This is a genomic window from Streptomyces sp. TLI_185 (assembly GCF_003814765.1).
Lineage (GTDB): Bacteria > Actinomycetota > Actinomycetes > Streptomycetales > Streptomycetaceae > Streptomyces.
In genome coordinates, this window is record NZ_RKRB01000001.1 from 1,295,892 (window position 1) to 1,310,879 (window position 14,988).

13 protein-coding genes are annotated in these 14,988 nt (G+C 73.3%); 7 read left to right on the forward strand and 6 right to left on the reverse strand.

Annotated elements, in window-relative coordinates; translation table 11 throughout:
* Positions 1-14: 14 nt before the first annotated feature.
* Positions 15-557 carry a MarR family winged helix-turn-helix transcriptional regulator gene (locus tag EDD92_RS05920; protein ID WP_030931107.1) on the reverse strand — a complete coding sequence of 181 codons (543 nt, stop codon included), beginning with the start codon at positions 555-557 and terminating at the stop codon, positions 15-17.
* A gap of 197 nt (positions 558-754) precedes the next feature.
* Positions 755-2,380 (reverse strand): FUSC family protein, encoded by a 1,626-nt coding sequence (locus EDD92_RS05925; RefSeq protein ID WP_123963327.1) that lies wholly within the window; start codon positions 2,378-2,380, stop codon positions 755-757.
* A 164-nt stretch (positions 2,381-2,544) separates the two neighbouring features.
* Here EDD92_RS05925 and EDD92_RS05930 point away from each other — a divergent pair, with 164 nt between their 5' ends.
* From EDD92_RS05930 to EDD92_RS05940, 3 genes are all read left to right on the forward strand, one after another.
* Positions 2,545-3,093, forward strand: coding sequence for a DUF5134 domain-containing protein (locus tag EDD92_RS05930; protein ID WP_123963328.1), 549 nt, complete (start codon positions 2,545-2,547; stop codon positions 3,091-3,093).
* 83 nt (positions 3,094-3,176) lie between these two features.
* A complete protein-coding gene (locus tag EDD92_RS05935; protein WP_123963329.1) occupies positions 3,177-3,851 on the forward strand; it encodes a phosphatase PAP2 family protein in 675 nt (224 codons plus the stop codon).
* Positions 3,848-4,537, forward strand: a complete 690-nt coding sequence (locus EDD92_RS05940; protein ID WP_123963330.1) for an HAD family hydrolase — start codon at positions 3,848-3,850, stop codon at positions 4,535-4,537. The genes EDD92_RS05935 and EDD92_RS05940 overlap by 4 nt, the downstream gene beginning before the upstream one ends.
* A 16-nt stretch (positions 4,538-4,553) precedes the next feature.
* Here the strand turns inward: EDD92_RS05940 and EDD92_RS05945 are convergent, their stop codons facing one another.
* Positions 4,554-4,802, reverse strand: coding sequence for a DUF2630 family protein (locus tag EDD92_RS05945; RefSeq protein WP_123963331.1), 249 nt, complete (start codon positions 4,800-4,802; stop codon positions 4,554-4,556).
* Positions 4,803-4,997: 195 nt separating this feature from the next.
* Here EDD92_RS05945 and EDD92_RS05950 point away from each other — a divergent pair, with 195 nt between their 5' ends.
* The gene (locus EDD92_RS05950; RefSeq protein WP_123963332.1) at positions 4,998-5,687 is read left to right on the forward strand and encodes a TetR/AcrR family transcriptional regulator; all 690 of its coding nucleotides are present in this window, start codon (positions 4,998-5,000) and stop codon (positions 5,685-5,687) included.
* Here EDD92_RS05950 and EDD92_RS05955 read toward each other — a convergent pair.
* A complete protein-coding gene (locus EDD92_RS05955; RefSeq protein WP_123963333.1) occupies positions 5,672-6,139 on the reverse strand; it encodes a DUF6214 family protein in 468 nt (155 codons plus the stop codon). The two genes, EDD92_RS05950 and EDD92_RS05955, sit on opposite strands and share 16 nt — an antisense overlap.
* Before the next feature lie 190 nt (positions 6,140-6,329).
* On the opposite strand from EDD92_RS05955, the gene EDD92_RS05960 reads away from it, so the two are divergent.
* Positions 6,330-7,685, forward strand: coding sequence for an FAD-dependent oxidoreductase (locus EDD92_RS05960; protein ID WP_123963334.1), 1,356 nt, complete (start codon positions 6,330-6,332; stop codon positions 7,683-7,685).
* A 130-nt stretch (positions 7,686-7,815) separates the two neighbouring features.
* Positions 7,816-9,201: a nucleobase:cation symporter-2 family protein gene (locus EDD92_RS05965; protein ID WP_123963335.1), complete on the forward strand. Its 1,386-nt coding sequence runs from the start codon at positions 7,816-7,818 to the stop codon at positions 9,199-9,201.
* Here the strand turns inward: EDD92_RS05965 and EDD92_RS05970 are convergent.
* A complete protein-coding gene (locus EDD92_RS05970; protein WP_260326341.1) occupies positions 9,124-9,480 on the reverse strand; it encodes a helix-turn-helix transcriptional regulator in 357 nt (118 codons plus the stop codon). The genes EDD92_RS05965 and EDD92_RS05970 overlap by 78 nt on opposite strands.
* Before the next feature lie 100 nt (positions 9,481-9,580).
* On the opposite strand from EDD92_RS05970, the gene EDD92_RS05975 reads away from it, so the two are divergent.
* Positions 9,581-10,660: an NADH:flavin oxidoreductase/NADH oxidase gene (locus tag EDD92_RS05975; protein WP_123963337.1), complete on the forward strand. Its 1,080-nt coding sequence runs from the start codon at positions 9,581-9,583 to the stop codon at positions 10,658-10,660.
* 6 nt (positions 10,661-10,666) lie between these two features.
* Here the strand turns inward: EDD92_RS05975 and EDD92_RS05980 are convergent, their stop codons facing one another.
* Positions 10,667-14,986, reverse strand: coding sequence for a cation-translocating P-type ATPase (locus tag EDD92_RS05980; RefSeq protein ID WP_123963338.1), 4,320 nt, complete (start codon positions 14,984-14,986; stop codon positions 10,667-10,669).
* Between the last annotated feature and the right edge of the window lie 2 nt (positions 14,987-14,988).

Below are 14,988 nucleotides of genomic sequence, written 5' to 3' on the forward strand. Positions count from 1 at the left end.
CCGGAGGCGCCCGTTCAGACGCGCAGCGCGCCGAGGCGGCCCTCGAGTCGGCCGAGCAGCTCGCCCAGCAGCCCGGCCAGTTCACCCTGTCCCTGTGGATCGAGGACGGCCAGTACGGAGGTCTCGTAGGCCAGCTGTTCGGGGAGGATGCCGTCGACGAGCTCGCGGCCGGCGTCCGTGAGGCGGAGGTGGGCGACGCGGCGGTCGCGGGTGTCGCCGCGGCGCTCGACCAGGCCGCGCTCGGTGAGCTGCTTGAGGCGCTTGGTGACGGCGGCACCCGAGGAGAAGGTCTCGCGGGCCAGTTCGCCGGGGGTCAGCTCGTGGCCGGTGCGGCGCAGCGCGCCGAGCAGGTCGAACTCGGGGCGGCTGAGGCCGGCCCGGCGCAGCGGGGCGTCCTCGGCCTGCTGGAGGAGGGCGGCGCAGCGGTTGATGCGGCCGATGATCTCCATGGGGCCGGTGTCGAGGTCGGGGTGGACGGCCTGCCACTGCCGGACGACCGCGGAGACGGTGTCCTCGCCCCTGGTCGCCCCCGCCTGCCGTCCGTTCGCTGCCGTCATGGCCGTACGCCCTCCGCTCTCGCGCTCCGGTGCAGTCCCTGGTCTCTCAGAGCCTGTGGCTGACCCCCGGCCGGGCGCCCGCCGCCTGGCACGCACGCTCGCCGCGTTGCCGGAAGGCCCTGGTAGCTCCGCTACGAGGGCCTTCCGGCGCCTTGCGATCGCACGCGCCAGACGACGTGCGCTGATCCGGCCGGGGGTCAGCCACAGACTCTTGCCGTCGCCGCGAGCGTACGGTGTCCGGCCTGCTCGGCGCGCACGACCCGCTCCTGGGGCAGGGCGCGCTGCCACCACTCGCCGGACGTGGCGTCGACGGTGGCGCGCAGGTCGGCCAGGGAAGCGGCGAGGGAGCGGCGGGCGGCCTCCAGGTCGGCGGGTGCGGGGGCGGGCTCGGCCAGCAGGCGGGCGGTGTGCTCGCGGGCGCGCTCGGCGGCGGCCAGGGCGTGCTCGACGCGGCTGCCTGCGCGGCGGTTCGTGACGGCGACAGCGGCGAGGAAGCCGACCAGGGCGCCGACGAGGGTGTCCACGACGCGCTCGGTGATCAGCTGCCCCGGCTCCTGGAATCGGGTGAACTCGGTGATGAGCAGGGCCATCGGGGTCACACAGACGCTGCCGAGCCAGTAGTTGCGGCCCATCAGGGCCTCGGCGCCGAAGTTGAAGGCGAGGCAGCACAGCACGAGGGCCGCCGGGCCGAGGTGGGCGAGCGGAACGACGGCGGCGAAGAGCAGGACGCCGACGAGGTTGCCGACGACGCGCTGGACGCCCCGGCTCCAGGTGAGGGCGAGGTTGGCCTGGTAGAGGGAGGCGGCGGTGACCAGCGCCCAGTAGGGGCGGCCGATGCCGAGGGCGAGAGAGGCGTAGCCGGCGAGGGCGCAGCCCAGGGCGGTGCGTACGGCGATGGGGGCGAGCGGGCCGAGTCGATGCCACAACGGGCGGGGCGAAGCGGCGAGTTCGGCGTCCACGCCGAGCAGTTCGGCGGCGGCTGCCGGGTCGTGGACCTGCGGGACAGGTCCGGTCCCGGTCAGCTCGCGGGCCCAGGTGCTCAGCTGCTCGGGGTCGGTGTCCGCGGGGACGGCGAGGGCGACTTCGGCGCGGACGACAAGGCGTTCGAGGGCACGCCGGGTGCGGGCGTCGCCGACGGCCAGAAGCGGCTGCCAGGCGGCCTGGACGGCGGCGGCCGCCGCGGCACGGGCCCGGGCGTGACCGTCGCCGGTCCCGCGGGTGACGGCGTATGCGGCCGCGGCCCTCAGGGCAGCCGCCGTGGCCCGGCGCTCCGGTCCGTGCGGGCGCAGCAGCCCGGGGGCCATGCCGACCACCCAGGCCCAGCCGCCCGCGGCGAGCGCCAGCGCGAGGTGGGCGGGGACCTCGCCGAGGGTCTGCGGGGCGAAGAGGGACGCGGAGGTGATGAAGGTCAGGACGACGTTGCCGGGCGGGCCGATGCGGGTCGCGTCGCACAGCGCCTTCTGCAGGGCGGCCAGCAGCGCGCCGATCGTGACCAGCAGGACGGCACTGCCCGTGAGCGAGGCAGCGACCAGGGAGACGGCGAGACCGCCGACCATGCCGAGGACGACCCAGGCCAGGGCGCGGGCCCGGGCGGCGTAGGGGCGGTTGTGGGCATACAGCGCGCACAGCGACCCGGCCATCGTGTACATCGCCAGGTCGAGCCTGCCGAGCGCCAGCAGCACCAGATTGGGCGGGGCGACCGAGGCGACCACGCTCAGCGCGGGCTTGAACCAGATGTCCGCGGGGCGGCCCACACGCAGCACGCCCGCCAGCGGGAGACGGCGGACACGTGGGGTGGCGGAGGCGGGGGTCGCACGGTTCATGGTGTATGAGCTTAGCAGGTGTTTTACCCGTAAAAGATTACCGCGACACCCGCTCACCTGCCGTGCTCCCTCGAATGCTCCCCGTGTACATCCTTGCGCTTGCGTGCGCGCCGCGTGCTGCGGGCAACCACCGACTGTCGACACCGTCGAGCGGGGAGGTGCGCGTGCACGGACCGGCTTCGCCCGGCTGGCTGCTGGTCGCGCTGTGCGCGGCGACCGGGGCCTACTGCCTGCTGCGGATGCGCAGCGCGGTCGAGGAGCAGCGCCGGTCCGCGGGCGGCGAGGCGCTCATGGGCTTCGGCATGGCCGCCATGGCCGTGCCGGCAGCGGCATTCAGCCCGCCGGCATGGGCCTGGCCCGGCTACGCGGCCGTCTTCGGCGCCGCCGCGCTGCGCGCCCTGTGGGCGGCGCGGACGAACGCGCACCACCTGCACCACCTGGTGGGCACCTCGGCCATGGTCTACATGGCGGTCGTGATGGCGGCCACCCCGGGACACCATGCCGGGCACGCGGGTTCGGGCGGAGTCCCGCTGGTGACAGGGGTGCTGCTGCTCTACTTCACGGGATTCGTGCTGCTGGCAGGCGTCCGGCTGATGCCCGTCGTGGCCACGGCCGGCGGCGGGTCGGTGGGCTGGGGCGACCGTCCGGAGCTGGCGCGGGCGTGCCGGCTGTCGATGGGGATCGCGATGGTGGCGATGCTGATCACGCTCTGACGCGGGGCACGTACTCCGCCGGGGAACATCGGCATCGACCGGGGCATTGGCCTTGCACCCCGCCGGTCGGCGAGGATCAATGCATGCACCGCCCGCCCGTCGACTCCCCGCCCCGCCCGCCGGACCACCGCACCGCCCCCCGCGCCGCGGCCGCGCTCACTCTGTGCTCCGCGCTGCTGCTCACCCTGGTCGCCGTCAAGTGGCACCCGTTGATCACGGTCGACGGCGACATCGCCCGCACCACCCACCGCTGGGCCGTCGACGAATCCGGCCTCACCCACGCCTTCCGCATCCTGACGGACTGGGCCTGGGACCCCTTGACGATGCGTCTGGTGTGCGCGGCCGCCGTGGTGTGGCTGGTGTGGCGGCGCTCGGCATGGTGGACGGCACTGTGGCTGGCGGCCACCTGCGCACTGGCCGGCCTGCTGCAGCAGACCCTCAAGGCCACGGTCGACCGTCCGCGCCCCGTCTGGCACGACCCCGTCGACTCGGCGCGTTACGCGGCCTTCCCCTCGGGTCATGCGATGACCGCAACAGTCGTCTGCGGCCTCCTGCTGTGGCTCCTGCACCGCTACGGCCCCGGCCGCGCCGTGTGGCGTACGGCGCTGGCCGTGGGGGTGGTCTCCGTGCTCGGGGTGGGCCTCACGCGCATATGGCTGGGCGTGCACTGGCCCTCCGACGTGGTGGGCGGCTGGCTCCTGGGGGCGATGCTGGTGGCGCTGGCCGTGGTGGTCCACCAACGTAAGATCCACTCATGACGGCTGTCCTGTTCGACTTCTCCGGCACCCTCTTCCGCATCGAGTCCACCGCGTCCTGGCTGCGTGCCGTGCTGGACGACGCCGAAATCACGCTGCCGGAGCCGGAGTTGACGCAGGCGGCAAAGGCGCTGCACCTGGCGGGGGCCCTGCCCGGCGGTGCGAATCCGGCGCAACTGCCCGAGGAACTCGCCGAGGTGTGGCGGATCCGGGACCAGAGCGCCGAACTGCACCGGGCCGCCTACACCGGGCTCTCCCGCCAAGTACCGCTCCCCGACCCGGGTTTGCACGACGCGCTGTACGACCGGCACAAGACGCCGGCCGCGTGGACCCCGTACCCCGACGCAGCCGAGGTGCTGCGCGCGCTGTGCGAGCGCGGGATCGGCATCGGTGTGGTCAGCAACATCGGCTGGGATCTGCGTCCGGTCTTCCGCGAGCACGGTCTCGACCGGTACGTGGACACCTACGTCCTGTCGTACGAGCACGGCATCCAGAAGCCCGACCCACGGCTGTTCGCGGTGGCCTGCGAGGCGCTGGAGGCCGATCCGCGCGAGACCCTGATGGTCGGCGACGACCGGCGGGCGGACGGCGGCGCGGCGGCTCTGGGCTGCCGGGTGCACCTGGTGGACCATCTGCCGGCGGCCGAGCGGCCGGACGGGCTGCGGCCGGTACTGGAGCTGGCAGGCTGAACGCCGGGCCGCCCGGTCAGCCCTGATAACCCTCCACCTGCGAGGACGGACGCACCTGCGCGTCGTCCGGATTCTCCCCGAACTCGGCCTTCGCGCGACGCTGCCGCAACAGGTCCCAGCACTGGTCCAGTTCGCGTTCCAGCACGCCGAGTCGCTCGTGTTCCGTCACGCTGTCGATCTCGCCGGACGCGAGGGACTCGCGGAGCCTGCGCTCGTCCTCGACCATCTGCGTGATCCTGGCCAGGATCAGCCGGTCCTGTCCCATGTCCCGGACCTCCAGTACACGCGCGCCGGCCCGGAAAGTAGCCTGAGGACACCTTCAGGGCGAGGAGGCCGCCCGCCTCGGACGATCCCCCGCGTCGCCCGAAGCAGACGGCAGCCCTGACCAGCCCCTATGGAGCTCCGATCAGGACGTTCTGAGTATAGTTGGCTGGCAGCCAGTCAACGCAGGAGTTACAGCATGTCCCCGCGCAGCGCCTCGGTCAATGAAGAGTTGCGGAGACGTTCCCGGGAGCGGCTCCTGCAGGCGGCCGTCGAACTCGTCGGCGAGCACGGCTACGAGGCGACGACGCTGGGCGACATCGCCGACAGAGCGGGGTCCGCGCGCGGCCTCGTGTCGTACTACTTCCCGGGAAAACGCCAGCTCGTGCAGTCCGCGGTGCACCGGCTGATGCATCGCACGCTGGAGGAGGCGGTGGAGCGCGAGCCGCACACCGAGGACGGCCGGGAGCGGATGGCGCGGGCCATCGACGCGATTCTGCGTCTGGCCCGGGACCGGCCCGTGCTGATGCGCCAGCACATGGCCGGGCTGCTGCAGGCTGAGGGCTTCGTGCAGTGCCCGGAGCAGCAGCGCCTCGCCGAAGTGCTGCGGGACGTCGTCGCCCGGAACGGGTCGCAGGACGTCGACGTGGACTACCCCATGCTGCGATCCCAGCTGATGGGTGCCGTCTACGCGATGGTGCTGCCGAACGTGCCGATGCCGATCACGCCCCTGCGGGCCGAGCTGTTCCAGCGCTACCGGCTCGACTGGGAGATGGGCGTGCCGCCGGATGCCGGGGCGGCCTCCGGCGCGACGTACGAGAAGGATCTTTCGCGGTTCTTCGCGACCGGTGAGGAGCCCGGGGCCCAGTCCGGTCAGCGGCGCGCGTGACGAGGAGACAGAAATCCCGAGTCGCGCGCCTGCGAGATCAGTCTGAGTGACTTGCGGCGACTGTGGCCGGTCGCGCACATCACCGCAAGAACGGGGTCGAAGCCCCCTTCCTGTGCCGCGCGGTACTCCTTGGCGACGAGCCAGCGGCCCTCGACGCCCGGGGGCCAGGCGGGGCGGGCCCGCCGGGGGACCACGGGTCCGTCGCCCCCGGCGGCCGGATCCACCCCGGGGCCGCACGCCTCGAAGAGCGGCTCCTCGATCCACTCGGCGAGTTCCGCGAGGTCGTGAAGGGACAGGGCCGGCTGGGAGCGGACCTCCTCCAGCGAGGCACAGCCCTCGCAGACCATGGCGAGCGCGTCGATCCGGGCACCGTCGGTGAACGCAAGCCGGACGGTGAACCACGAGGTGGCGCGCTCGTCCTCCCGCACTTCCCACGCGGGCCATACGGACACCGTGCCGTCCGTCGGACAACGATCAGAAAGATTAAGAAAGGATGCGTCTAGCACACGCGGAACGTAACCACTTGATCACATTCAGCGAGGGTGGACACGCACGTCGGTACCGCGCCTGCACCCTGTCAGCGGAGCACCGGCGGTGCGATGCTGGAGCCGTCAGCGATCTCCTCTCGTAAGGAGCTCCGCCGTGTTGCGTGTCGCCGTCGTCGGTTCCGGGCCGAGCGGGGTCTACACCGCCCAGAACCTCGTCCAGCTGGACTCCGGGGTGCTCGTCGACGTCCTGGACAGGCTGCCGTGCCCCTACGGCCTGGTGCGCTACGGCGTCGCACCGGACCACGAGAAGATCAAGTCGCTGCAGAACAACCTGCGGACCGTGCTGGAGCACGAGCGGGTGCGGTTCCTCGGCGGCATCCAGGTCGGCCCCGGCGGGCTGCCCGCCGCCCGGCTGCGCGAGCTGTACCACGCGGTCGTGTTCTGCGTGGGTGCCGCCACCGACCGCCATCTGGGCATCCCGGGCGAGGACCTGCCGGGCAGCTGGTCGGCGACGGAGTTCGTGTCCTGGTACAGCGCCCATCCGGACTCCGCCGACGACGGTTTCGTACGCGACGCCCGGTCGGCCGTGGTCATCGGCCTGGGAAACGTCGCAGTGGACGTCACGCGGATGCTGGCCCGGGGTCCGGCAGAGCTGAGCCCGACCGACATGCCGCAGGCGGCGCTCAGCTCGCTGGCCGCCAGCCGGGTGAGCGACATCCACATGGTGGGCCGCCGCGGCCCCTCCCAGGCCCGCTTCACGACCAAGGAACTGCGCGAGCTGGGCAGCCTCCCGGACACCGAACTCTCCGTGGATCCTGCGGAGTTGGAGCTGGATCCGGGTTACGCGGATCCCGCCGCGCTGCCGGCGGTCCAGCGCCGCAACGTGGACGTGCTGCGCGACTGGGCCCAGGCGCCGCCCCAGGACGCCCCGCGCCGCATCCGGCTGCGCTTCTTCCTGCGCCCGGTCGAACTGCTCGCCGACGGCGGGCGTGTGGGGGCGGTGCGCTTCGAGCGGACGGAGCCCGACGGGCAGGGCGGCGTGACGGGCACGGGACGCCATGAGGACATCGAGGCGCAGCTGGTGCTGCGTTCGGTGGGCTATCGCGGGGTGCCACTGGAGGGGCTGCCGTTCGACGCGGCGAGCGGCACCGTGCCGCATCTGGCCGGACGCGTTCTGCGCGCGGGCGTGGTCGCGCCGGGCGAGTACGTGGCCGGCTGGATCAAGCGCGGCCCGACGGGCGTCATCGGCACCAACCGTCCGTGCGCCAAGGAGACGGTGCTGTCGCTGCTCGAGGACGCCCCCGTGCTCGTACGCAAGGAGGTTCCGGAGGATCCGGTGGCGGCGCTGCGCGCGGAGGGGATCGAACCGGTGTCGTGGGCGGGTTGGCAGGCCATCGAGCAGGCCGAGGCCGCCCTCGGGGCCTCCCTCGGGCGCAGTGTCGTCAAGCTGGCGGACTGGGAGTCGCTGCTGGCGGCGGCACGGGCGGCGGGCTCGCAGCAGGCGTCGTAGCAGAGTCGAACGGCGTCGGGTGGGCAGGACACACATCGGCAACAACCCGGCAATCAACAAACTGTTCAAGTCGCCTACGGTCTCGTCCTGTTCGGATGTCCCCCTCCCCCGCCGCCGCTCTGGAGTGCCCATGGCCACGACCACCCCCGTCCATCCCGTCGACGAGGTCCCGCCCGTACGGCAGTTGGCCGCCTTCGGGCTGCAGCACGTGCTCGCGATGTATGCGGGCGCGGTGGCGGTGCCGCTGATCGTGGGCGGTGCGATGAAGCTGTCGCCCGCGGACCTGGCGTATCTGATCACCGCCGATCTGCTGGTGTGCGGCATCGCGACGCTCATCCAGTGCGTGGGCTTCTGGCGCTTCGGGGCGCGGCTGCCGATCATGCAGGGCTGTACGTTCGCGGCCGTGTCACCGATGGTGCTCATCGGGACGACGGGCGGCGGACTGCCTGCGATCTACGGCTCGGTGATCGTCGCGGGGCTCGCGATCGTGCTGCTCGCTCCGGTCTTCGGCAGGCTGTTGCGTTTCTTCCCGCCGCTGGTCACCGGAACCGTCATCCTGATCATCGGGGTGTCGTTGCTGCCGGTCGCGGGCAACTGGGCCGCGGGCGGCGTCGGTGCGAAGGACTTCGGGGAGCCGAAGAACCTGGCCCTGGCCGGATTCGTACTGGCGGTGGTGCTGGGTGTGCAGCGGTTCGCGCCGGCGTTCCTGAGCCGGATCGCGGTGCTGATCGGCATCGCGGTGGGGCTGGCGGTGGCGGTTCCCTTCGGGTTCACGGACTTCGGCGGGGTCGGGGACGCCGACTGGGTGGGCATCAGCACGCCGTTCCACTTCGGGGCGCCGACGTTCGAGGCGTCGGCGATCATCTCGATGCTGGTGGTGGCGCTGGTGACGATGACCGAGACGACCGGTGACCTGATCGCGGTCGGTGAGATGACCGGACGGAAGGTCGAGCCGCACTCGCTGGCGGACGGTCTGCGCGCCGACGGTCTGTCGACCGTCCTCGGTGGCGTGTTCAACACCTTCCCGTACACGGCGTACGCGCAGAACGTGGGCCTCGTCGGAATGACCCGGGTGCGCAGCCGCTGGGTGGTGGCCACCGCGGGCGGCATCCTCGTCCTGCTCGGTCTGCTGCCCAAGCTGGGCGCCGTGGTAGCGGCGATACCCGCGCCGGTGCTGGGCGGGGCGGGACTGGTGATGTTCGGGACGGTGGCCGCGAGTGGCCTGAGGACCCTCGCCCGGGTGGACTTCAAGGACAACCACAACCTCACGGTCGTGGCGGTGTCGGTGGCCGTGGGCATGCTGCCGGTCGGCGTGCCGACGGTCTACGCGAAGTTCCCGGACTGGTTCCAGACGGTGATGAACAGCGGCATCAGCGCGGGCTGTCTGACGGCGATCGCGCTGAACCTGCTCTTCAACCACCTTCCCTCGAAGGCGACTTCAGCCGCCGAGGCGGACGGCCTGCCGAGCGGCGGCGGCGAGCAGGCTGTCGAGCAGCCCCGGGAAGAGATCATCTAGGTCCTCCCGGCGCAGGCCGTTCATCTTGGCCGTGCCCCGGTAGCACTGCCGGACCACCCCCGCCTCGCGCAGCACGCGGAAGTGGTGCGTGGACGTGGACTTGGTGACCGGCAGCTCGAACTGCGAACACGAGAGCTCGTCGCCGTCGGCGGCGAGCTCTCGCACGATCTGCAGCCGCATCGGGTCGGCGAGCGCGTGCAGCACGGCCTCCAGCCGGATCTCGGCACGCGAGGGGTGCGGCAGATCACGGCCGGCGGCAGCAGGGGCGGGGGTACTCACGCCGTCATTGTACGAGAGGCATCGTAGTTTGACACCTGCCGTACTACGATGCCTATCGTACGAACCGTCCTTCGGTCCCGCGAGAACGGAGCAGCTCCCCATGAGCGCCCTCTTCCAGCCCTTCACCCTGCGTGAGGTGACCATCCCGAACCGGGTCTGGATGCCCCCGATGTGCCAGTACTCGGCCGCTCCTCAGGGCCCGGAGACCGGCGCACCGAACGACTGGCACTTCGCGCACTACGCGGCCCGCGCGGCCGGCGGCACCGGGCTGATCATCGTCGAGGCCACCGGCGTCTCGCCCGAGGGCCGTATCTCGCCGTACGACCTCGGCATCTGGAACGACACCCAGGTCGAGGCCTTCCGCCGCATCACGCGCTTCCTCGTCTCGCAGGGCACGGTGCCGGGAATCCAGCTCGCACACGCCGGCCGCAAGGCCTCGACCGACCGGCCCTGGAAGGGCGGCGCGCCGGTCGGCCCGGACGCCCACGGGTGGCAGGCGCTCGCGCCGAGCGCGATCGCCTTCGACGACAAGCACCTGGTGCCGACCGAGCTGACCGCTGATCAGATCCAGGAGGTCGTGGGCCAGTTCGCGGACGCCGCACGCCGGGCCCTGGCCGCCGGTTTCGAGGTCGCCGAGATCCACGGCGCCCACGGCTACCTGATCAACGAGTTCCTCTCCCCGCACTCCAACCACCGCACCGACGCCTACGGCGGTCCCTACGAGAACCGCACCCGCTTCGCCCTCGAAGTCGTGGACGCCGTACGGCAGGTGTGGCCGGAGGACAAGCCGCTGTTCTTCCGCATCTCGGCCACCGACTGGCTGGAGGACGGGGGCTGGACGGCCGACGACACCGTCCGCTTCGCCGCCGACCTCCACGCCCACGGCATCGACCTCGTCGACGTGTCCACCGGCGGCAACGCGTCGGGCGTCCGCATTCCGGTCGGCCCCGGCTACCAGGTTCCCTTCGCCGCCCGGGTGAAGGCCGAGACGACGATGCCGGTCGCCGCTGTCGGGCTCATCACCGATGCCGAGCAGGCGGAGAAGATCCTCGCCAACGGGGAGGCGGACGCGGTGCTGCTCGGGCGCGAACTGCTGCGCAATCCGTCCTGGGCACGGGCCGCCGCGCGGGAGCTCGGCGGTGAAGTGCACGTGCCCGACCAGTACCACCGGTCCGTCTGAACGCCCTCACCGCATCCCGGGAGGCACATGGCGGAGCACGGCCCGCTCCACGTGCGGCACCGCCCGCTGTCCGGCCACCGCGACCGCGATCGCCGCGGCGACACCGGTCCAGGCGAGCGGCCCGAGCGGGGTGCAGCCGAAGAGCCGGCTGAGGCCCGGGGTCTCCACCACGGCGAACAGGGCGGCCGCCGAGCCGAGAGCGGTGGCGGCCACCAGCGGGCTGTTGCGGCGGTCGGCCAGTGTCTGGGCGAGCTGGGTGCCGACGAGGGCGCACAGCGCCATCGTGGCGGAGCGGCGGGCCGTGCCCGGTGTGAAGCGGCCGAACAGCCAGGCCGTGGTCGCGCCCAGGGTGGTGGTGAGGGCACGGTGGCGGATCTTGCGCATCAGGGGGGCGCCGAGGAGTGAGGTGCCCAGCGGCTCGGTCCCTTCGGCGCCGTTCGCGCCGTCCGGCGAGTCGGGCTGCTGGTCCCCCGCCGCTTGCGGTGTCACCGACACCGCCATCGCCGGGAACAGGTCCGTGAGCAGGTTCACCAGCAGCATCTGACGGGTGGACAGGGGTGCCGCGCCCGACAGGAGGGTGCCCAGGATGCCGAAGCCCACCTCGCCCGCGTTGCCGCCGATCAGGATGGTGGTGGCGTCGGCGACGCTGTGCCACAGGGCCCGTCCTTCGGCGACCGCCTCGATCAGAACCGTGAGGTCGTCGACGGTGAGGACGAGGTCGGCCGCGTTGCGGGCGGCCGCCGAGCCGCGGGCGCTGATGCCCACGCCGATGTCGGCGGCGCGGATGGCCGCGGCGTCGTTGGCGCCGTCGCCGACCATCCCGACCACCCGGCCCGCGTCCCGCAGCGCCTCGACGACCTGGAGCTTCTGTTCGGGCGCGACCCGGGCCACGACCCCCATGTCGCGCAGCATCCGGGCGCGCGCCTCCCGGTCCGCGGACGCGAGTTCGTCGCCCGTGACCACGCCGGTGTCCGCCGGCCAGCCCAGGTCGGCGGCGATGGCCCGGGCGGTCTGCGGGTGGTCGCCGGTCAGCACGATGGGGCGTACGCCTGCCGCCCGCAAGCCCTGGACAAGGGCGGTGGAGGTGTCGCGCGGTACGTCGGCGAACGCGAGCAGCCCGGTGAACTCCAGGTCCTGAAGGGGCCGTTCGATGATCTCCGGCGCCTTGTCCGCGCTGTCCAGGGGGCGCCGGGCCACCGCCAGTACGCGCAGTCCGTCGCGGGCCAGGGCCTGCGCCGCCTCCGACGCCTCCGGGGACAGGCCGGGGCAGGCGAGGAGCACGGTCTCGGGGGCACCCTTGACGACGAGCTGGGGGGCGCCGTCCTCCGCCCGGCCGACGGCGGCGGCATATCCGCGGCCGGCCTCGAAGGGCAGCCCCGCTGTCTGGGTCCACTGCGGGTCCGGGGCGGCCGCGTCCAGGACGGCCTCGTCGGTGGCGTGCACGGGCCGTTCGGTGCCGCCGTTCAGCCGGGGACACGCGCGGGCCGCGGTCCGCAGCGTGGTGTCGGCCGCCTGGTCGTCCGGCGCATGGACCGTGCCACCCGCGTCGCTCACCCGCACCAGGCGCAGTCGGTTCTCGGTGAGGGTGCCCGTCTTGTCGAAACAGACGGTGTCCATCCGGCCCAGTGCCTCCAGGGTCCGCGGAGTGCGGACGAGAACCCCGCGGCTGCTCAGCCGGCGGGCGGCAGCCATCTGCGCCACGGTCGCGACCAGCGGCAGCCCTTCGGGGACCGCTGCCACGGCCACCGCCACGCCGCCGCTCACCGCACGGCGGATGGGCGTGCCGCGCAGCAGCGAGAGTCCGGTCACCGCAGCCCCGCCCGCCAGCGTCAACGGCAGCTCCTTGCCGGTGAGTTCCCGCAGCCTGGCCTGCATCCCGCCGGCCGGCGGCGTACGGGCGGCGAGGTGGACGGCACGGGCGGCCTCGGTCCGGTCGCCGGTGTCCACCACGACGGCCCGGGCCCGTCCGGCCACCAGGGTGGTGCCCTCGAACACCATGCAGTGCCGGTCCGGCACGGCGGCGTGCGGTGTCGGATCGGTGCCCTTGTCGGTCGGCAGTGACTCTCCTGTGAGAGCGGACTCGTCCACCTCCAGGCCGTCCGCCCACAGGAGGCGGGCATCGGCGGGTACGACGTCGTCGGCCCGGAGCTCGATCACGTCACCGGGCGTGAGCTTGGCGGCGTCGACGAGGTGCGGTTCGGCCGGCGTCTCCTCCTCCGTGACGCGTGCCTTCGGTTTCTGCTCGGCCAGCAGCTTGGACAGGGCCCGCTCGGCCCGCAACCGCTGGACGCCGCCGACGAGGGCGTTCAGATCGAGCGCGCCGACCACCAGCAGGGCGTCCACGACGGAGCCGAGGATGGCCTCGGCGGCCGAGCCGACCGCCAGCACCGGAGTCAGCGGATCGTCGAGTTCGCGGCGCACGGCCCGGGCGAGCTGCAGGGGCCCGCGGACCGGCGCCAGCACGGGCTGCCGGCCCAGAGTACGGATCGCGGTGCGGGCCCGGTCCGTGAGCTGCTCGGCGAAGGTCGGCTCCGGGTCCGTCTCCTGCTCCAGCCGGTCGCGCACCTCGGCCGGCCGCAGTTCGTGCCAGGCCACGCGCGGCCGGGGGTGCGGCGCGCGGGCCGCTGCCACACCGAGGGCCGCTCGCGCTCCGCTCAGCAGGGCCCAGGCCGCGCTCGCGTCGACCGGTGTGTGCCGCAGGCCCGGCCAGGGGGTGGGGCGTCCGCGCCGGGATTCGCCGATGGCCACGAGAAGCCCGGACAGCGTGGCGCCGGACCGTGCGAGTGTCTGCGACCTGCGGCCCACCGCGCGTGCGGCCGGGACCGCGGTCAGCAGCCGCCACACGTCGACGAGGCCGTGCAGGGCCAGCACGTCCGCGCCCCACAGGACGGCACTGTCGCCGTCGCTGACAGAAAGGGCCAGGTCTCCGGCGAGCAGCCCGGTCAGGACGTCCTCGGCGGACGCCGTCGGCCGGGCGACCGTGACGACGACGGCGCCCTCGTCGTGCAGCGTGTTCACCACCTCGGCGAGCGGCCGCTCGGCGCTCGCCACCTGGTCGACGAGGCTCGTGAAGTCGGCCAGGGCCGGGTCGTCCACCATCACGACCCGCAGCCGGGCCCGTCGTGCCGCGTCAAGTACGGCCTCGGCCCATGGGTCGGCGCCCGCTTCCGGGTCCCGCAGCGCGCTCGGATGCAGGACGACCGTGTCGGCCATCTCCAGCTGCCGCAGCCGTTCCGGGTCCCGCACCAGCACGCCCGCGCGGGACAGCGCGCCGCTCAGGACGGCGTGGAAGGCGGCGGGCCCGTAGCGCGCTGCCTTGGGAGAGCCCGCCAGCAGCGCCTCCGCGGCCTCTGTGCCGTCGTGCTTGACCAGCAGCATGGCAGCGGCGCCGAGCACGCTGCCGGTCTCCGCCTTCTCGGCGTACTCCTGGGCCGGGGAGGTCCGCAGCGGCGGGCGCGGACAGTGGTCCGTGGCGATGCTGTCCCGCTCCGGCACGCAGACCTGGTCATGGACCGCGTCGAACGCAGCCGTGCGGGCCACGGTCTCCGCGAGCTGAAGGCCACGCAACGCGCCGTCGAGGACCAGCGCCGTCGGGGTCCGGCCCGCGCCATGGGCTGCCGCGTTCGCGACGGCCAGCGCCAGGTCCATGCGGGAACGGCCGATCCGGGACCGCAGCCAGCCGCGGAAGCGCGGGTTCTCCCGCACCATGGTGACCAGCGCGGTCACCACCCGCGGCGAGACCGGCAGCCGCAGACCGTAGCCGACCAGTGCGGCCGCGATGCCCGCCCCGTCGACCGCGAGCGCCGTCGCCGCGGCCCGCACCCCGGCGGGATCGGCCGGGTGCGGGAGGTCGTCGACCCCCTCGTCGGTCTGCGCCAGACCGTGCCGGGCCGCGAGTTCCGTCGCCTTCTCCACGACCCGGTCGGTCAACGCCTCCTCGCTCGCGGTCACCACGAGCCGTCGCAGTCCGCCGTCCCAGTACGCGAGGGCCACGTCCGGCTGCTCGGCCAGGGCCTTGGCGACCCGACGCGCCGCACGCTCCATGCCGCCCGCCCGCCGTACCCGGTCCGGTGCGGCGGGCCGCAGGGCGAGGTGCGCCCGGGATCCGGCCCGCCAGGGATGCGGGGTGAGCGGCACCGCGTTGCGGGCGACCCGTACGACACGTACGGCGGCGTCCGCGCTCCGGACCCCGGCCCGTGCCGTGCCGGCCGCCGCCCCGGCGGCGACACCCACCGCGGGAGCGGCGCCTCTCGCGAGCAGCCGCGGGCCGGCCGACACGATCCCGGCGGCGGCGCTCACGGGGCGCGTGAGCAGTTCCAGAACCATCG